The sequence below is a fragment of the Streptomyces sp. CB02366 genome, assembly GCF_001905905.1.
Taxonomy (GTDB): domain Bacteria; phylum Actinomycetota; class Actinomycetes; order Streptomycetales; family Streptomycetaceae; genus Streptomyces.
In genome coordinates, this window is the sequence record NZ_LIVT01000008.1 from 139,189 (window position 1) to 156,210 (window position 17,022).

Consider the following 17,022-nt stretch of genomic DNA (forward strand, 5'->3'; position numbering starts at 1 on the left):
GTGGTGGCACGACGGTCCTCGCCGCGCCACCACCCGCACCGCCGGGCGGCCCCAGGCCGACGCGGACGCGAAGCCGGCCCGCGTCACCAGGAGGACTTCGTCACCCCCGGCAGGAACCCCGCATGGGCCTGCTCGCGCATCCGGACCCGGGAGAGACCGAACGTACGGAGATAGCCCCGGGGCCTGCCGTCCACGCTGTCGCGGTTGCGGACGCGGGTGGCGCTCGCGTCGCGCGGCTGACGCCGCAACTCCTCCACGGCCGCCGCCCGCTCGCGATCCGGCGTGCCGGGCCGCCGGACGACCTCCTTCAGTTCGGCCCTGCGGGCCGCGTAGCGCTCGACGGTCGCCCGGCGCCTGTCGTTCTGCGCGATCTTGCTCTTCTTCGCCATCAGACCTTCCCTCCTCGCGCACGGATGCGCGCGACCGCGGCTTCGATGCCGATCCGGTCGACGGTCCTGATCGCCCGGGCGCTCAGCGTGAGGCGCACATGGCGTCCCTCCCCGGGCAACCAGTACCGCTTGTGCTGGACGTTCGGATCGAACCGGCGGGGCGTCCGGCGGTACGAGTGGGAGATGTCGTTGCCGAATCCCGGCTTCGAGCCGGTCAGTTGGCAGTGGGCGGACATGGAAGGCACCTGCCTCTCCTTCGGGACGATCCATTATTGAAAATGGAAACCATTGCCATATAGTAGCGCCCATGGCTCGCACCGAAGTACGCCCGGTCGTCGGACTCCGCTCCACGGCGGGAACCGGCTCCACCTACGTCACCCGCAAGAACCGGCGGAACGACCCCGACCGGATGGCGCTGCGCAAGTACGACCCGGTCGCCCGCCGCCATGTCGACTTCCGCGAGGAGCGCTGAGCCCCACCGCAGACGGCCTCCCGCCCACCCCGAACCCGAACCCGAGGACATCGCCATGAAGCCCGGAATCCACCCCGCCCACCGCCCCGCCGTCTTCCGCGACAAGGCCGCCGACTTCGCTTTCCCGACCCGGTCGGCCTCGACCGGCGAGCGCACGGTCGCCCGGGAGGACGGCACCACCTGTCCGGTGGTCGACGCGGAGGCCTCCTCCGCGAGCCGCCCCTTCCCCACCGGCACCGCCCGCGCCCTGGACACCGCCGGACGCGTCGAGCGCTTCGAGCGCCGCTACGGGCGCGGCGAGGTCCGGTGAGCGGGCACCCCACCCGGTTGCCCGTCGTCATCGTCTGCGGCCTGCACGCCGAAGCGCGTCACGACGCGGTGGAGGAGCTGCTGCGGGACATCCCGCACAGCGTCGCCCTGCACCACGACCTGTCGGCGGCCCCCGGTGGCACGGTCCGCCGCTCGCTGCGCGACGCCGACGGCGAACTCGCTTGCGGCGAGAGGCCGCTCGTGAACGACTGCGCCTGCTGCGCCCTGCGTGAGGACCTCGTCCCCGAACTCGAACGGCTCGCGGGGGACGGCCTCACCCGTCTCGCCGTCCTGGAACTGTGGGACTCCGTCGAACCGGACTCCACGGCGGAGGCGATCGCGGCGCACACCGACGCGGCCGTGGTGACCAACGTGTTCGCGGCGGTCGACCCCACGCTCGTCCTGCCGCGCCTCTCCAACGGCGACGATCTGGCCCAGGCCGGGCTCGCGGCGGCGCCCGCCGACCGGCGGACGGTCGGCGACACCTGGGCCCGGCAGACGGAGTACGCGCCCGTGCTCGCCGTGACGCCGAACCCGGCGGCCGGCGACGAGGACCACGCCCTCCTCCGGCAGGTGAACCCGACCGCCCGTCAGGCACGGTGCGGGGCGGGCGACCTGGCCCGCCTCGCGTTCGCCGGGTTCGACGTGGAGGCCGCGGCGGCGGGCCGGCATCCCGCCTCCGCGCTGCTTCCGCAGGAGGCGGAGGAGGCCGGGGTGGCCACGCTCGTCTGGCGGCGGCACCGCCCCTTCCACACCGGTCGCCTCTTCGACGCGCTGGAGGAACTGAGCTGCGCCGCCGTCCGCAGCCGGGGCCGGTTCTGGCTGGCGGACCGGCCGGACACGCTGCTCTCCTGGGATGCCGCGGGCGGTGCGCTCTGCTTGGAGAACACCGGCCCCTGGCTCGCCTCGCTGCCCGACGCCGCCTGGTCCATGGCGCCGCCCTACCGGCGGGCGGCCGCCGCGTTGGACTGGCACCCCGAGCACGGCGACCGCTGTCAGCACCTGGTCTTCGTCTCCCCCGGCCTCGACCGCGACCGCCTGCCCCGGCTGCTGGACTCCTGCCTGCTCACGGACGCGGAGTACGGATCGGGCCCGGAGGGGTGGAAGCGGCTGCCCGGCGCTTTCGACGTCTTCCTCGATCCGGTCCGCTGAGCAGGTGCCGGCCCACGAAGCGCCCACGGCCCGTACGGCGAGCGCGTCGGGCCGGGCAGGGGTCGGGCGAGGTCGGGCGGGGGTCGGATTCACGCCGGGATCGGGCCGGGGGCAACCGACCGGGGGCGGATCGCTGCCGGCCGCGGCGGAACGGCTGGAGGCGACCGCGGCGCTCCCGGTCGTCGCGGACGGGGGCGTGTGCGGGGCACGCCGGGTGGGGCGGGGCGGCCGGTGCGGTCGCGGGGACGGTACGGCGCTCCGTCACCCCGACGCCGCAGGGTCGGACTTCTGGTGGGTCAGAAGGCGAAGACCGCGTTGTCGTCCATGCTGCCCGCCATTTCGCAGGCGTTGCCGTACGTGGTGCTGAACCGGACCGCCTTGCCCTGCCAGACGCCGTGGGCGGTCACCACGATCGGATCCCACTGGCGGGTACAGGTCCGGTTCGACGGACCGGCGGTCAGTTCGGAGAACTCCCCCTGGACCTCGGCCAGTTCCTTGCACGCCGCGGCAGGGGCGGGGTGTGTCCCCCCGGCGGTGGGGGCGCAGCTGAGCGTCACGGCCCGCTCGACGGTCGCGGTCTGCGGATCCTCGCCGCGGGCGACGCCGAGGACGAGTGCGGAAGGCGCGTAGAGACTCTCGGCCTTCGCCGGTGCGGCCTGCGCGGTGGCGGTGGCGAGGCCGCCGAGCAGGAGTGTGCCCGCCGCGAGGGTCGCGAAGGCGAGGTGCAGGTTGCGTCGCATGGGTGAAGACTCCTTTGTCGGATGCGTGATTGCGGTCAGGAGTCTTACGCATGCGGAAAGTAAGCGCACATCGACGGCCCGCTTCCGGCCGCGGACGGACACCCGAACCGACCGAATGGTCATTCGGGCAGTTCAGCGGCCCGGCTCTCACCGTCCAGCATATGGACGCACTTCGGCGGTTCAATCCGAAACAACCATCTGACCTGCATGAACGCGAGGGCGGCCCTGCGGCGGCCGGTGGCGCTTCGGCCGGAAAATGCCGCCGTTCGGGGAGCCGCACACCGGAGCGGCGCCGGGGAGACTCCCGGTGGCCCCGCCGACCGGCCGCCGGAGCCCCGGGGCTCGCCCGGAAGGTGCGCCCCCGCCTCACGCGCGGCCTTCTCCGGCGGTCGCAGCCTCAGAGGTGTGCGAGGAGACCCTCCAGCGGCTTCGGCGGGTGCGCGAGGTCTAGGGCCTCGGTCAGGGCGCGGGCGTAGTGCTCCTTGCGCCCTTTGATGGTCCCCATGAAGCGCCGGAGCTGTGCCTCGACCGTCCGCTCCCGCTGGGCGGGCTGCTTCTGGAAGATGCGGAGGGCACGCAGATCCCCCTGGTCCTCGATGACCCGCTGGACGCCGTCCGTGCCGAGCGCCCGGATCAGCTCGTCCTCCAGATCGGCGTGACAGGTGAAGAAACCCAGCCTCTCCAGGTCGTCCGGGGTGGCCGCCACACCGAAACCGGTGCGCTCCAGGCCCTGGAGGAAGAACCGCCGTTCCGCCGCGTCGCAGAGGCCGGCGGGGCGGACGCCGAGGCCGTCCGGGCCGAGCAGCCGCAGGAAGCGGGTGATGCTGGCGGCTCCCCCCAGGGGGACCACCACGACGCCTTCGGCGGTCAGCGTACGGCCGTGGCGTTCGGCGAGGGCTTCGACCGCGGCCCGGTCGCTGACCCCTTCCACGAGCACCACCGTACGCAGGCCCAGTTCGGCCGCCAGCTCACGGGCGGCCCCGGCCTCCGCCAGCCTCGGTGCGTCCCCGTCGCCCGCCGCCCAGGAGATGACCGTCCGCCGGAAGCGCGCCGCTGTGTCCACCCGGCCAGTCTCACACCCCGACCGCCCGGTGCGACAGGGGTTTTCGCCTCCGCGGGCCGAAGGCGCGGCCGAGCGCGCGGGCCGGGCGGTCGGCGGTACGCCTGCGCCGCGCCCCGCCCCCCGCGGCGCGCCGGCCCGCGGGGCGCCGGAGATCCGTGCGCGGGAGCCGCGGCCGGCAGCGCCGTCGGCGCGCCGAAGCGCCCGAGCAGCAGCGGGACCCTTCAGTCGTCGGCGAGCGCGTTCCGGCGGCGCGAGGGGAGCCCCGCCGGTCCGGACAGCGGCGCCGGCCATGAGCCCCCGCCACAGTGGGCGCTCGATCACGCCGGTGCGGGCACCCGCCGCCGGTGCCGTGACCCCCGGCCGGTTCGGGGCCCGCCCGGCGGCCGACGGCTCACCCGGATGCTGTGGAGGGCGGGCGTTCCCGGTGGGAGGGGGTAGGCGTATCGGGCGGCAGACGATTCCGGGCACGGCAGGAAGGCAGTCCCATGAACGCATCGGTCCACCCGTCCACGGTGCCCGGTGCGCGGCCGGAGCCGCGCAGGTCGATGGTGGTGTGCGGGGTGATCGGGGTCGCGGTGACGGCCGCGGTGGATGAGATCGTGTTCCACCAGATTCTGGGCTGGCACCATTTCTACGACCGGTCCACCCCCGGCGTGGGCCTGCTCTCCGACGGGCTGCTGCACACCGGCGAGTTGCTCGCGCTGGTCGCCGGGTTCTTCGCCTACGCCGATCTGCGGCGCCGCCGCGCTCTGGCCCCGGCCCACGGCTGGGCCGGGTTCTTCCTGGGGTCGGGCCTTTTCCAGCTGTTCGACGGCATCGTGGACCACAAGCTGCTGCGGCTGCACCAGGTCCGCTACGGCGTGGACGTCACCCCCTACGACTGGGCGTGGAACATCGCCGGTCTGGTGCTGCTGCTGATCGGTGTGGCGCTGGCGGTCCGCGCGGGCCGCCGCGCCGGGGCGGCGGCGTCGTGATCTTCGCGCACGTCCATCCCGGCCCGGCCACGGCCCCTGGCCCGCTCGACCTGGTCACGGTGGCGGGTGCGCTGTCGGCGACCGCGTTCTATCTGCTGGCCGCCGCCCGTCTGCGGCGGCGGGGGGATGGCTGGCCGCGGTGGCGAGGGGTGTCCTTCACCGCCGGGGGCGCCGGTGCGGCCTGGGCCGCGGTGGGCCCGCTGCCGGGCGGGCCGTTCACCGCCCACATGGTCCAGCACCTGATCGTCGGCATGGCGGCCCCCCTGCTGCTCGTCGGGGCCCGCCCTCTCACCCTGGCCCTGCGCGCCCTGACGCCGGGCGCCACGCGCCGGGGGCTGCTGGCCCTCGCGCACAGCCGTGCGGCGGCCTGGCTGGTCTTCCCGCCGCTGGCGGCCCTGCTGGATGTCGGCGGGCTGTGGCTGCTGTACCGCACGGGACTGTTCGCGGCCATGCGGCACGAGCCGTGGCTGCACGCCGCAGTGCACGCGCACGTCCTGGCCGCCGGGCTGCTGTTCACCTTCGCCGTCGGCCAGCTCGACCCCGTACGTCGCCGCCGGAGTGTGGTCCTGCGCGGGGCGACCCTGCTGGCCGCCGGTGCCGCGCACTCCGTGCTCGCCAAGACCCTGTACGCGGCCGAGCCGCCCGGTACCGCTTTCACCGCCGCCGACCTGCACACCGGCGCCCAAGTCATGTACTACGGCGGCGATCTGGCCGAAGCCGCGCTCGCGGTCGTGGTGGCCGCTTCCTGGTACCGCGCCACCGGCCGGGCCTGGACGCGAGGACGGCGCACGGCGGGCGCCGGCCCGGGGCCGCGCGCCGTGACCGGGGTGCCGGTCGGCCACTGAGACGCCGTGCCGGGCTGCCGGTCGGGGCCCGGGGGGGGCGGACAGGGCGTTCAGCGCGGCATCCAGGCAGGCGGCGACTTCGCCGGGCACGGACTTGAGCATGTCCGGTCCGGTGAGCGTGACCATGGCGCCGGGGCCGGGGCGGGGGCGGCGAGGCGGACGGCGCGGACGTGGAACACGGACGCTGCCGGGTGGTTCGGAGCCGTTGCCTCCTCGATACCCCACCGGGTGTCCGCATGGGGCGAGGCGATGCCGGAACGGGGCGCCGACCACTCGTGGAATACCCCCCTGGGTATCGCTGTTAGGGTGAGTATCCGATACCCCCCGGGGTACATCGTCCGAGAGGAGTCGTAGGCGTGTTCTTCATCGACAACCTGGAATTCGAGGGCCTGGGCAACCGCAGCTACCTGACCGGCGGGCCCGCTGCCGCGGTGGTCGTCGATCCGCCGCGCGACATCGACCAGGTCATCGCCGCAGCCGCCCGGCGCGGGGTGCGCATCGCTTACGTCGCCGAGACCCACGTGCACAACGACTACGTCACCGGCGGCCTGGAGCTCGCCCGCGTCACCGGCGCCCGGTACCTGGTGCCGGCCGGGGCGCACGTGTCCTTCGCCCGCACCCCGGTCGCCGACGGCGATACCTTCACGGTGGACGGGGGCCTGACGCTGCGGGCGATCGCCACGCCCGGGCACACCCCGCACCACACGTCTTACGCCCTCGCCGAGGACGGGCGTGAGGTGGCGGCGTTCACCGGCGGGTCGCTGCTGATCGGCAGCGTGGGCCGCCCGGACCTGGTCGAGCCGCGGCTGACCGAGCAGCTGGCCCGCGCTCAGCACGCCTCCGCGCACCGCCTTGTCGACGAGCTGGACGACGAGGTGCCGGTGCTGCCCACGCACGGGTTCGGCAGCTTCTGCTCCTCCTCGCAGGCCGAGGGGGACGCGAGCACGATCGGCGAGGAGCGCAGGAACAACGACGCGCTGACCCTGGACGTGGACACCTTCGTCGCGCAGATGCTCGCCGGCCTGGAGGACGTGCCCGCGTACTACGCGCACATGGGCCCGGCCAACGCCGCGGGCCCCGCCCCGGTCGATCTGACCCCGCCCCGGCGTGCGGACGGTGAGGAGATCGCTTCCCGGCTGGCCGCGGGTGAGTGGGTGGTGGACCTGCGCAACCGTATGGCGTTCGCCGAGGGGCACGTGGCCGGGTCGTTCAACTTCGAGAGCGAGGGCAAGCTCGCCACCTACCTGGCCTGGCTGATCCCGTGGGGCAAGCCCGTCGTCCTGCTCGCCGAGACCCCTCAGCAGGTCGCCGACGCGCAGCGGGAGCTGGCCCGGGTGGGCATCGACCGCCCGGCCGCCGCCGCCACCGGCGAGCCGACCGGCTGGGTCCGCCCCGGCGAGCAGCTCGCCTCCTTCCCCCGCGCCCGTTTCACCGACCTCGCCGAGGTGCGCGAGCGCGGCGAGGAGGTGGTGGTGCTGGACGTACGGCGGGATTCCGAGCGTGCGGGCGGCTACATCGACGGCTCGGTCCACATCCCGGTCCACGAGCTGCACGGCCGCATCGGCGAGGTGCCGGACGGGACGGTGTGGGTGCACTGCGCCGGCGGGATGCGCGCGGCGATCGCCGCCTCCCTGCTCGATGCCGCAGGCCGTGACGTGGTCGCCGTCGACGACGGCTTCGACGCTGCGGCGGAGGCCGGGCTGCCCCTGATCTCCGGCTGACTTCGGCCGTTCTCCCCCGCAAGAAAGGAAGCACGTGATGTTCCTCTTTCGCCGAAACAGTCCCCGCGTCACGGTCGAGGAGGCGCACAGCCGTACCAGCGGCGCTCAGCCCGACGCCGTCCTGCTGGACGTGCGTGAGAAGCCGGAGTGGGCCGCGGGCCGCGCCCGGGGCGCCGTCCACGTGCCGCTGACGGAACTGGCCGTCGGCGGCCCGCTGCCCGCCGAGGCGCAGGGCCGGCCGCTGGTGGTGATCTGCCGCAGCGGCCAACGCTCCCAGCAGGCGGCGAAGCTCCTCGTCGAGCGCGGAGCGCAGGCGGTGGACGTCGAGGGCGGCATGAACGCGTGGTCCGGCGCCGGGCATCCGGTCGTCGACGAGTGCGGGAACAGCGGCCGGATCATATGACCGCGCTCGTTCTCGCCGTCATCGCCGGGGCCGTCGTCGGTCTCGCTCTCGGAGCCCTGGGCGGCGGCGGCAGCGTCCTCGCCGTGCCCGCCCTGATCTACCTGCTCGGCCTCACCCCGGCGGCGGCCACCTCCGCCGCCCTGATCATCGTCACCGCCACCTCCGCCACCGCCCTGTACGCCCATACCCGCGAGGGGAACGTGGCCTGGAAGACGGGGGCGCTGTTCGCCGCGGCGGGCATCGCCCCCGCCTTCCTCGCCGGCGCCGTCGCCGGGCGCCTGTCCGCAGCGGTGCTGACGGCGGCGTTCGCGGCCGTCGCCGCGCTGGCGGCCGTGCGCATGCTGCGACCGTCCGCGTCCGAGCCGCCGGGCCGGGTCCGTCCGGGCAAGGCGGCCGGCGCCGGCGCCGGGCTGGGCGCCGTGACGGGCTTCCTGGGGGTCGGCGGCGGGTTCCTCGCCGTGCCCGCCCTGGTGAGCGTCCTGGGACTGCGGATGCGGCAGGCGGTGGGCACCAGCCTGCTCGTCATCACGGTGAACTCGCTCGCCGCGCTCACCGCTCGCACCGGCGCCGGTGGCGGGCTCCCCTGGGAGATCATCGGCCCCTTCACCGGAGCGGCGATCCTCGGCGCCTGGGACGGCAAACGGCTCGCGGCGAAAATCTCCGGCACCACCCTGCAGAAGGCCTTCGCCGGTGTCCTGCTGGCGGTGGCGGCCTTCATGCTCGTCGACGTGGTCGTCTGAGCACGAGGCCCCGGCGCTCTCGGGCCAGGGACGGAAGACCCAGGGGCAGAGGGGCGTACCCGGCCGCCGGCCGCGCCTCTCGTCGAGGTCCTCGCCCTGACGGCGGCCGTCCTCGACCCCGGGCGGCCACGGCCGCAGGCCGGCCGGGACGACCGCGAAGCCCGCCCGGCCCAGCGCGCTGAGGCGGCAGCCGACCGGGGGGCCGCCTCTTGGCGATCCGCCCCTGTCCGCTCACCCGGATCATCCCGGTGATCAGCCCCCGCGACCGGCACGGCCGGTTCGAACCGCCCTCAGCTCCGCTGCGGCCGGACCACCCCCCCCACCACCCCTCACGCCACACCCCCGGGGTGACACAGTCCCCCCCCCGGGGACACCCCGTCGAACTGTAAGGATGACCTCCGCGATGACCACACCCACCGCCCTCGCCCCCCGCGAGGCTCGCACCCGCCTGGACGAACTGACCATCATCGACGTGCGGACGCCGGGCGAATACGCCGGCGGCCACCTGCCCGGCGCGCTCAACGTCCCCCTCGACCAGATCCGGCGCGCGCTGCCCGATATCCGGCACGCCGCCGGCCGCGGTGACGTCCTGGTCGTCTGCGCCTCGGGGGCCCGCTCCGAGAACGCCTGCAAGATCCTCACGGAGAACGGCGTCACCGCCGCCACCCTGTCGGGAGGCACCGGCGCCTGGACGGCCGAGGGCCACGAGCTGCACCACCCCCGGGGCGCGTCGCATGCCACCTGGGGCATGGAACGGCAGGTGAGGCTCACCGCGGGAGTGACCGTGCTGCTCGGCCTGCTGCTCGGGCTCGTCGTCCACCCCGCCTTCCAGCTCATCTCCGCCGGCATCGCGGGAGGCCTGGTCTTCTCCGCCCTGACCAACACCTGCGGCATGGCCGCCATACTCGCCAAGCTGCCCCACAACCGCCCCCGCACCGCCGACCTCGACGACGCCCTGGCCGCACTGCGCAACCGCTGAGCCACGCGAAAGGGGTGGAGGGGCCCGGCTGCCGGGCCCCTCCACCCCTTTTCCCGCACGCCGGGCATGCGGCCGAAGGCCCGCTACCCGTGCGCGGACGGCTCCTCACGCGGCGAGGACTGCGGGCTCCGCCTTCCGGCCGGCCTCAGCAGCCCCGGGCAGGGCGGCCGGTGCCGCCACAGCGGCCGCCATCAGCACCACCAACTCCCGCGCGGGGACCGGCACGAAACGGCTCAGCCGACAGGTGGCCGGCCCCCGGCGCGTCCGCACAACGTGTCGATCCGGATCATCGCCCCGTCCACTCCTGCCCCCGAAGACGGCGCAACCTCGTACGCGCTCCACCTGGCCCCGACCCTCACCGACCACTCTCCCTGCCCCTGCGCCGCGTCCGGGGCAACGCGAGCAGCGACCCGCTGCCGCCCGTCCTCTTGCCACCGTCTTCTCCCCCCTCCCCCGGCACCTGCCCGGAATCACCGGCCGACGTCAGGGCGGCACGGCAATCAGGCGAGCACGCTCACGCTCGGTGATCATGGGTCGGACAGGCCCCGGGGCCCCGCTCCGACCCCCTGGCCGGCGCCCGGACCGGCGGGAACCCCCTCGCCACCGCTCCTGGCCGTCGGATGGGCTCTCCCGCCGCAGGCCGCCGTCGGCGCCGGCCCGCTGAGCGCCTCAGCACCCTCACGGCCGGCGGGGAGGCTGACCCCGGCTCAGGCCAGAGAAAGGAACAGCTTCTCCAGGCGGGCCCGCATCTGCTCCCGGTCACCGGAAGCAGCCATGTCCGCATCGGTCAGGCAGTGCTGCAATCCGGTCGCGATGATCGCGAAACCCGCCTTGTCCAAAGCCCGGGAAGCCGCCGCGAGCTGCGTGACCACGTCCTCGCAGTCCCGCCCTTCCTCGATCATCTTGATCACACCGGCGATCTGACCCTGCGCTCGGCGCAGCCGGTTGACCACCGTCTTCAGTTCCTCAGCCGCCATCGCCAGTTCCACAACCCACGCCCCTTCGAGATACCCCCATGGGTATCCTATCGAAGGGATAACCCCAACCGAGCACAGAAAAGTCCCCGGTGACGCCCACCATCGCCCTCACCGCCGACCAAGCCGACGCCTGCCCGCATGAGTTGACCGTCATCGACGGAAGCGGTGTGAGAAAACCGCAGGGACCAGGGCCCCCGGCCCCGAGCGAGACGCATCCCCGCCGAGAAGCCCCAGCGGGTCGGGGGGAGACGGGCCCGGGACCGGCCTCTTCCTCGAACCGATCCCAGACCGGATGCGGTGGTGTGCCGCGGTCCGACCGGCGCCAACGGCCTGTCGCAACAGGCGGCCGAGGAGATGACACGGTGGATCTCGGTCGTGCCACCTCCCACCAGGAGCCTCATCGCGTTGCAGAGCCGCCCGGCCGGCGGACATCACCGGCAGGTCGGAATCAGCTCGGTCGGCGGATACGGAAGGGTCAGGTGGGGACGCAGAATCCGAATTCGGCGAGAACCTCCCTGATGAGTTGTTTCAGGTGCTCCGGGCTGGGCGGGTCGGCGGGTTCACCTTTGGGGCCGCGGCGGCCCCGGGGTCCTGCGGCGCCCTCGGGACCCACGTCGCCCCTGAGCCCCTGCGGTCCCCGAGGCCCGGCCGGCCCTTCCCGGCCGTCGACTCCGGGCAGCCCGCGGACGCCCGGCTTGCCGTCCCTGCCGTCTTCGCCCGGCTGGCCTTCGCATCCCCTGGCCCCCACGGGGCCTTCGGGGCCGGGTGGGCCGCTCGCGCCTGCCGGACCCGCAAGCCCTTCCGCGCCGCGCGGCCCCTGCGGGCCGGCCGGTCCCTCGGGGCCGGTCATCCCTGCGGGGCCAGTGGGTCCGGCAGGTCCGGCAGGACCCGTGCAGCCTGTACGACCTGGGGGCCCTGGGATCCCGGTGGGCCCTGGGGCCCCGGCGGGCCCTGGGGTCCCGGCGGACCCGTCTCGCAGGGCGGCGGGCCGCACGTCGTATCGCGGTCATCGAGGACCGCGGCGCGAGGGCCCTCGGGCACGCTCTGCGCGGGTAATGACGCTTCTGCGGAAGTGGACGCTGCGGTCATGCCGCCTCCTGAAATTCTTCGCACCCCTAAGTGCGCCGGGTGGACGCCACCCCGCCTCGAGAAGCCGCGGGACGACTTTAACGGGAGCGGAGAGACGAACGCCATTCAATCGGTTCAGAATAGGACCGCAATGATCGCATTTATTTTCCCGCTCCTTCATAAGCGTCCCCCGGCTACCCAATGGAGTAACCACACGCAAGAGTGAAAAGGGTTGCCGTCTGCTCAGACAGTTGGACAGGCGACATTCATCCGACTACGGATCGCCCCTCCGCCGGGGCCGATGGACGCCCGTCGAATACGAAACAATGATGATCCCTCACACAGCACTCGACGCGTAAAACCCTACTGTCACCCGATCACGCAGCAGACCCGTTCGACCTCGACCGGTTATGAGGTGCCACGCACCGGCCGGCCGGGAACCTCAGCGACAGAACGGAAGGAACCCGTTGTTATGCCCCTCATTTTTAATCGGCGGTGTGATCAGCATTCTTCCGGCCCGGGGGGCACCTTTTTCTGAATTCGCTCGAACGGCACCGCCGGATCCGACCCCCTTCCCTCCTGTCCGCGATTCTCGGACATCTGTGATCATGTCGGATAACCTCTCTTCATCCGACGCGACAGAACGGGACATGGTGCCTACTGATCTTTTCGTGAATTTGGTGGGTGTGGGGGGTGGAGGGTCAGGCCGACGTGGGCGAGGAATGAGAATTTTCCGACCTCACGCCGGCGCGTGATGATGGAAAGGCTCAAGGTCCAGTACCTCGACAAGCTCACCGGGCAGCGCCTTCCCCCAGGCCTTTGCCCCCTCATTCGTCAACTTGCGTCCCCGTGCCGTTGCCCTGAAAGAACGTCAACCGGGAAGTCATCCATGCCTGGCAGCGAAAAGGACGAGGTCATCGTGGAGTGAGACGGAAGACCGCTTCGCCGGCTCCCGCCACGAGATCACCGTCAACGGTCGCCATCACCTCGTCGGCCCAAAGACTCCGAGAGAGCGCCGAGGGCGGCGGTCTCTTTGACGGGTTCCGCCAGGCGGCCTCTCGGCGTGACGTTCGCGAGGTCAACGGTGCGCAGCACCCCGAGGTGATCGGATAGCGGCACCTGGCCTTCGATGGGCCCGGCGCCCAGCGCCGGTGCGGCGACAGGACCAGACCGCGGTGGCGTGATGTCGTCGCCCCCACGGTCCCAGAACAGCTCCCACTCCGACCCGGCGGCACGATCCGCCCGTGGCGGGGCGATCCTGGGGTCTGCCGCGTCACCGAGCGCTGTCCGCGGGAGCAGGGCGCGTTCGGCCGACGGCTGGTCCTGACGTAGTACCTGCCCTACGCGCAGCCCTGACACACAAGCTCGGACACGAGACTCGACGCGCCTCCTCTCACATCCAACAGCCCCCCGGGCCCCGAGCCCCGAGCCCCGAGCCCCGAGCCCCGAGCCCCGGACAGAATGCGGATCGGGGCCCCGGAATGGCGACCGGCCGTGGAAGCACGACCAGCCCATCCATAGGTTTCCGCAGGTCAGCGCACTCGCCCGCGTGGCTTAAGCGGGGTCGTGGGCAGTTCCGGGGCAGGCAGGCGGGCGCCGTCGTAGCCCTGCACCTCACCGAAACGGGTGCCGTTCATCCAGTCCTCGCGGGCCTGGGCGATCTCCTCCTGGGACCGTCCGATCCAGTTCCAGAACATCACCAGCTCCTCCTCGAACGGCTCGCCCCCCAGGAGCATCAGGCCGGCGTCGGAGACACCGCGCACGGGCAGTTCGGTGCGGCCGCAACCGAGGTAGAGCATCGAGCCGGGCAGCACGGGCACGCCGTCGATCTCGGCCTCGCCCGACATGGACAGGACCGCGTACTCGAAGTCGGGGTCCAGGGGCAGGCGGGCCTCGGCGCCGCCGGCGAGTGCCACGTCGGCCCCGACGATCGGGGTGTACGCGGTGCCGGGCGAGGCCACTCCGTCCAGCTCGCCCAGGATGACGGTGGCGGTCAGACCGGGAGCGGTGACGACGGGCAGGTCCGCGTGGTGCTGGAAGTGCGGTTCCACGTTGCGGTGCGCCTCCGGCAGGGCGACCCAGAGCTGCGCCCCGTGCAGCAGGCGGGCGTGCTCCCGCGGGCTCTCCTCGGAGTGGCTGATGGCGCGGCCCGAGGTCATCAGGCCCAGTTCGCGGGGGCGCACCGTCTGCAGGCTGCCGAGGCTGTCCCGGTGCAGGACCTCCCCCTCGTGGAGCCAGCTGACGGTCTGGAGGCCCATGTGGGGGTGGGGCGGGACCTGCATCCCGGGCTCGTCCGCGATGTCGTCCGGCCCGTAGTGGTCCACGAACGCCCAGGCGCCCACCATGCGCCGCCCGAGGTTGGGCAGCAGGCGACGCACCTCGGTGCTCCCGCCGAGCCGGACGCGGCGGGGGGCGAGAAGCTCGCGGACGGGCTCGGCGACGACGAAGCCCCGCCCTCCGCAGACGGTGGGGGTGGCCTGGCGATCGATATTGCTCATGGGGCTCAACCTATTCCCGCAGGGTGTGGAGCGGGGGGCTCCACGCCGGACACTTAGTGGAATGTTCAACCATTGTGCGTTGTTGTCGCAGCTGAACATACGGCGGGGCGGTCCGGGGACGGCCCGCACCACACGAAGGAGGATCCGTGAGCGAGACCGAGACCTACTACGAGTTCGGCACCGCCGCCGACCGGTGGGACCGGGCGCAGATGTTCTTCGAGGCCAAGGAGTACGTGACGGCCGCGCGGATCCTGGGCGGACTCGTCGAGGAGGCGCCGGAACAGGTCGCGCCGCGCCTGCTGCTGGCCCGCTCCTACTACCACTCCGCCAGGCTGGGCAGGGCGGAGGAGGAGCTGCGGGCCATCCTGGACCTCGACCCGGTGGAGAGCTACGCGCGCCTCATGCTCGGCCGCACCCTGGAGCGCCAGGGACGGACCGCCGACGCCGCGCCGCACCTGCGGATGGCTGCCGCCCTCAACGGCGACTTCGGCCCCACGGCCGCCCGCGCCTGAGCCGCCTCCCCGCCCCCTCCGACCGGGGCCGCACCGATCGGCGCGGCCCCGGTGGCCGAGAACCCCGCGCCGGGGGCGGGCTCGGCCCCGCCGCGCGCGGACGTGCACGGGCAGAGCCGCCGGAGGGTTTTTCGCCGTACGGGGAGGGGCGGATTCGGCGCACGCGTTCGCGGCACGGAAGGGTGCGGTGCGGGTCGCCGACGCCAGGAGCCGTTCCGTGGGCGCCCCCGCCTTTCACCCACGAGGCCTCAGGCCCCTTCCCCCTCCCGCCAGTCGGGGCGGACCAGCACGGAGGTGGCGACGATGCCGTCCTCGACGAGCCAGCGCCCGTACAGCGTCTCCGGCAGGGCCGGATCGGTGAGGAGCAGCCGGGCGGCGAAGGTGCCCCCGGCCGTGACGAGGCCCCCCGGCCCCTCGGGCCCCGGCGGGGCCAGCTCCTGGTAGAAGGTCAAGTCCGCCTCGACGAAGTCCAGTTCGGTTCCGGTGAGCGGGTACCAGGTCTTGAAGACGCTCTCCTTGGCGGAGAACAGGACGCGGTCCCAGTGGAGAGCGCCCGAGCCCTCCGCCGCCTGCGGTCCGATCCGCTCCCGTTCCGCGGGCAGCGTCACCAACTCCCGTACACCGTCGGGCAGCGGGGCGTGCGGTTCCGCGTCGATGCCCAACGCGAGTACGTCGCTCTCGCGAGCCAGCGCGGCCGCCCGGTACCCGTGGCAGTGGGTGAGGCTGCCGACGATCCCCTCGGGCCACAGCGGTTTCCCCCGAGGGCCGCGGAGCACGGCCACCGGGGGCAGGCCGAGTCCGGCCATGGCCCGCCGGGCGCAGGCGCGGGCCGTGGCGAAATCATTCCTGCGCTTGGCCACGCTTTTGGCGATCAACGCCTCCTCCTCCGGGAAGAGGAGCCCGTCCGGGACGGTCTCCGCACGGGTGGCCGCGCAGGACACGTCGGCGGGCAGCAGCCGCTCGATCATGAGGTGCCTCCGGAGGTGTGCCGCGGGGCGGACGGGGCGGCTCCGGTCGGGGCCGGTCCGGCGGGTCCGCCCTCGTAGGGAAGGATCTGCCGCAGCAGGCCGCGCGGGTGCCCCCTCTTCCGCCACTCCCTCGGGTAGCCGACGGAGACCTCCTCGAACCGCACCCCGTCGTACCAGGTCGTCCGGGGGATGTGGAGGTGGCCGTAGACGACGGCGGCGACGTTGAAGCGCCGGTGCCAGTCGGCGGTCAGTTCGGTGCCGCACCACTGGGCGAACTCCGGGTACCACATCACCGAGGTGGGTTCCCGGAGGAGGGGCCAGTGTCCCGCGAGGACGAGGGGGACGGCGGGGTCGTGGTCCGCGAGCCGGCGTTCGGTGGCGGCGACGCGGGCCCGGCACCAGTCGTCCCTGGTCGCGTAGGGGTCCGGGTGCAGGAGGTATTCGTCGTTGCAGACGATGCCGGAGGCGTGTGCGACGGCGAGCGACTCCTCCTTGGTATGCGTTCCGGGGGCACGGAAGGTGTAGTCGTAGAGCAGGAAGAGGGGGGCGATCGCCACCGGCCCGTCCGGGCCCGGCCAGAGCGGGAAGGGGTCCTCCGGCGTGGTGACCCCCAACTCACGGCACAGCTCCACGAGATGGTCGTAACGGGCCTGCCCGCGCAGTTGGACCGGGTCTTTGGGAAGGGTCCACAGCTCGTGGTTGCCGGGGGTCCAGATCACGTGGGCGAAGCGCTCCGCGAGGAGTCCGAGCACCCACCGGATGTCCTCGGGCTGCTCGGCCACATCACCCGCGACGATCAGCCAGTCGGCGTCGGACGCGGGGCGCAGGGACTCCACGATGCGCCGGTTGTCGGCCATCGCCGCGTGCACGTCGCTCACGGCCAGCAGGCGGCCCGTGCCGTGGCGACGGTCGCCCTCGCCGGGCGCGGGGCCGGGGGCGTGGCGCGGTGCGGGGTCGCTCGGATGCGTCATGGGCGCTGGTTCCCGATCTGTCGGCGGCGGTCCGGCTCCGTCCGCACGGTGGGAGCCGCTGGGACGTAGCCTCTCACGCTCCCCTCGCCTCTCCCCCGGCGTTTCGGCGGGCGGGCACGCCGGAAGATGTGGAGGGGGCCGGACGCGTACCGGCAGAAGGCGCGGTACCGGGGAGCCGGGCCGTCGGCCTTCTCGGCGAACACCACCAGCGGGCGGCCGTCGTCACGCGCAGGTCGGCCCG

At 73.3% G+C, this 17,022-nt stretch carries 18 protein-coding genes; 10 read left to right on the plus strand and 8 right to left on the minus strand.

What is annotated here, in order from left to right; all coding sequences use genetic code 11:
* Nucleotides 1-83: 83 nt before the first annotated feature.
* Both rpsN and rpmB read right to left on the minus strand, forming a co-directional pair.
* The gene (gene rpsN / locus AMK24_RS22810) at nt 84-389 is read right to left on the minus strand and encodes a 30S ribosomal protein S14 (RefSeq protein WP_073770704.1); all 306 of its coding nucleotides are present in this window, start codon (nt 387-389) and stop codon (nt 84-86) included.
* Nucleotides 389-625, minus strand: a complete 237-nt coding sequence (gene rpmB / locus AMK24_RS22815; protein ID WP_073770705.1) for a 50S ribosomal protein L28 — start codon at nt 623-625, stop codon at nt 389-391. Before rpmB ends, rpsN begins: the two co-directional genes overlap by 1 nt.
* Nucleotides 626-696: 71 nt before the next feature.
* Between rpmB and rpmG the strand changes: the two genes are divergently transcribed.
* The 3 genes from rpmG to AMK24_RS22830 are packed head-to-tail and all read left to right on the plus strand — an operon-like array spanning nt 697 to nt 2,322.
* The gene (gene rpmG / locus AMK24_RS22820) at nt 697-861 is read left to right on the plus strand and encodes a 50S ribosomal protein L33 (protein WP_073770706.1); all 165 of its coding nucleotides are present in this window, start codon (nt 697-699) and stop codon (nt 859-861) included.
* A gap of 55 nt (nt 862-916) precedes the next feature.
* On the plus strand, nt 917-1,171 hold the full coding sequence (locus AMK24_RS22825) for a type B 50S ribosomal protein L31 (RefSeq protein WP_073770707.1): 255 nt from the start codon (nt 917-919) through the stop codon (nt 1,169-1,171).
* A complete protein-coding gene (locus tag AMK24_RS22830; protein WP_073770708.1) occupies nt 1,168-2,322 on the plus strand; it encodes a CobW family GTP-binding protein in 1,155 nt (384 codons plus the stop codon). Before AMK24_RS22825 ends, AMK24_RS22830 begins: the two co-directional genes overlap by 4 nt.
* Nucleotides 2,323-2,618: 296 nt before the next feature.
* Here AMK24_RS22830 and AMK24_RS22835 read toward each other — a convergent pair whose 3' ends face one another.
* Both AMK24_RS22835 and AMK24_RS22840 read right to left on the minus strand, forming a co-directional pair.
* Nucleotides 2,619-3,062: a subtilase-type protease inhibitor gene (locus AMK24_RS22835; RefSeq protein WP_073770709.1), complete on the minus strand. Its 444-nt coding sequence runs from the start codon at nt 3,060-3,062 to the stop codon at nt 2,619-2,621.
* Nucleotides 3,063-3,459: 397 nt separating this feature from the next.
* Complete coding sequence (locus AMK24_RS22840) at nt 3,460-4,125, minus strand: ATP-dependent endonuclease (RefSeq protein ID WP_073770710.1); 666 nt, start codon at nt 4,123-4,125, stop codon at nt 3,460-3,462.
* A gap of 485 nt (nt 4,126-4,610) precedes the next feature.
* Here AMK24_RS22840 and AMK24_RS22850 point away from each other — a divergent pair, with 485 nt between their 5' ends.
* From AMK24_RS22850 to AMK24_RS22875, 6 genes are all read left to right on the plus strand, one after another.
* Entirely contained in the window at nt 4,611-5,099 is a 489-nt protein-coding gene (locus AMK24_RS22850) for a DUF2243 domain-containing protein (protein WP_073770712.1), read from the plus strand.
* Nucleotides 5,096-5,944 (plus strand): cytochrome c oxidase assembly protein, encoded by an 849-nt coding sequence (locus tag AMK24_RS22855; RefSeq protein WP_073770713.1) that lies wholly within the window; start codon nt 5,096-5,098, stop codon nt 5,942-5,944. Before AMK24_RS22850 ends, AMK24_RS22855 begins: the two co-directional genes overlap by 4 nt.
* 356 nt (nt 5,945-6,300) lie before the next feature.
* Complete coding sequence (locus tag AMK24_RS22860) at nt 6,301-7,665, plus strand: MBL fold metallo-hydrolase (protein ID WP_073770714.1); 1,365 nt, start codon at nt 6,301-6,303, stop codon at nt 7,663-7,665.
* Nucleotides 7,666-7,702: 37 nt separating this feature from the next.
* Nucleotides 7,703-8,068: a rhodanese-like domain-containing protein gene (locus AMK24_RS22865; RefSeq protein ID WP_073770715.1), complete on the plus strand. Its 366-nt coding sequence runs from the start codon at nt 7,703-7,705 to the stop codon at nt 8,066-8,068.
* Entirely contained in the window at nt 8,065-8,808 is a 744-nt protein-coding gene (locus AMK24_RS22870) for a sulfite exporter TauE/SafE family protein (protein WP_073770716.1), read from the plus strand. Before AMK24_RS22865 ends, AMK24_RS22870 begins: the two co-directional genes overlap by 4 nt.
* A 403-nt stretch (nt 8,809-9,211) precedes the next feature.
* Entirely contained in the window at nt 9,212-9,787 is a 576-nt protein-coding gene (locus AMK24_RS22875; RefSeq protein WP_073770717.1) for a rhodanese-like domain-containing protein, read from the plus strand.
* 707 nt (nt 9,788-10,494) lie between these two features.
* Here the strand turns inward: AMK24_RS22875 and AMK24_RS22880 are convergent.
* On the minus strand, nt 10,495-10,776 hold the full coding sequence (locus AMK24_RS22880) for a metal-sensitive transcriptional regulator (protein WP_018845516.1): 282 nt from the start codon (nt 10,774-10,776) through the stop codon (nt 10,495-10,497).
* A 2,588-nt stretch (nt 10,777-13,364) separates the two neighbouring features.
* Nucleotides 13,365-14,330 carry a pirin family protein gene (locus AMK24_RS22890; protein ID WP_073770719.1) on the minus strand — a complete coding sequence of 322 codons (966 nt, stop codon included), beginning with the start codon at nt 14,328-14,330 and terminating at the stop codon, nt 13,365-13,367.
* A gap of 146 nt (nt 14,331-14,476) precedes the next feature.
* On the opposite strand from AMK24_RS22890, the gene AMK24_RS22895 reads away from it, so the two are divergent.
* A complete protein-coding gene (locus AMK24_RS22895; protein WP_073770720.1) occupies nt 14,477-14,842 on the plus strand; it encodes a tetratricopeptide repeat protein in 366 nt (121 codons plus the stop codon).
* A gap of 248 nt (nt 14,843-15,090) precedes the next feature.
* Here the strand turns inward: AMK24_RS22895 and AMK24_RS22900 are convergent, their stop codons facing one another.
* Both AMK24_RS22900 and AMK24_RS22905 read right to left on the minus strand, forming a co-directional pair.
* The gene (locus tag AMK24_RS22900; protein ID WP_073770721.1) at nt 15,091-15,810 is read right to left on the minus strand and encodes a 4'-phosphopantetheinyl transferase family protein; all 720 of its coding nucleotides are present in this window, start codon (nt 15,808-15,810) and stop codon (nt 15,091-15,093) included.
* Nucleotides 15,807-16,781: a metallophosphoesterase family protein gene (locus AMK24_RS22905; protein ID WP_073770722.1), complete on the minus strand. Its 975-nt coding sequence runs from the start codon at nt 16,779-16,781 to the stop codon at nt 15,807-15,809. The genes AMK24_RS22900 and AMK24_RS22905 overlap by 4 nt, the downstream gene beginning before the upstream one ends.
* Nucleotides 16,782-17,022 lie beyond the last annotated feature (241 nt).

Bases quoted from the DNA above. Each gene is read 5' to 3' on its own strand.
- rpsN (WP_073770704.1), bottom strand. From the start codon at position 389: ATGGCGAAGAAGAGCAAGATCGCGCAGAACGACAGGCGCCGGGCGACC.
- rpmB (WP_073770705.1), bottom strand. From the start codon at position 625: ATGTCCGCCCACTGCCAACTGACCGGCTCGAAGCCGGGATTCGGCAAC.
- rpmG (WP_073770706.1), top strand. From the start codon at position 697: ATGGCTCGCACCGAAGTACGCCCGGTCGTCGGACTCCGCTCCACGGCG.
- AMK24_RS22825 (WP_073770707.1), top strand. From the start codon at position 917: ATGAAGCCCGGAATCCACCCCGCCCACCGCCCCGCCGTCTTCCGCGAC.
- AMK24_RS22835 (WP_073770709.1), bottom strand. From the start codon at position 3,062: ATGCGACGCAACCTGCACCTCGCCTTCGCGACCCTCGCGGCGGGCACA.
- AMK24_RS22850 (WP_073770712.1), top strand. From the start codon at position 4,611: ATGAACGCATCGGTCCACCCGTCCACGGTGCCCGGTGCGCGGCCGGAG.
- AMK24_RS22865 (WP_073770715.1), top strand. From the start codon at position 7,703: ATGTTCCTCTTTCGCCGAAACAGTCCCCGCGTCACGGTCGAGGAGGCG.
- AMK24_RS22870 (WP_073770716.1), top strand. From the start codon at position 8,065: ATGACCGCGCTCGTTCTCGCCGTCATCGCCGGGGCCGTCGTCGGTCTC.
- AMK24_RS22875 (WP_073770717.1), top strand. From the start codon at position 9,212: ATGACCACACCCACCGCCCTCGCCCCCCGCGAGGCTCGCACCCGCCTG.
- AMK24_RS22890 (WP_073770719.1), bottom strand. From the start codon at position 14,330: ATGAGCAATATCGATCGCCAGGCCACCCCCACCGTCTGCGGAGGGCGG.
- AMK24_RS22900 (WP_073770721.1), bottom strand. From the start codon at position 15,810: ATGATCGAGCGGCTGCTGCCCGCCGACGTGTCCTGCGCGGCCACCCGT.
- AMK24_RS22905 (WP_073770722.1), bottom strand. From the start codon at position 16,781: ATGACGCATCCGAGCGACCCCGCACCGCGCCACGCCCCCGGCCCCGCG.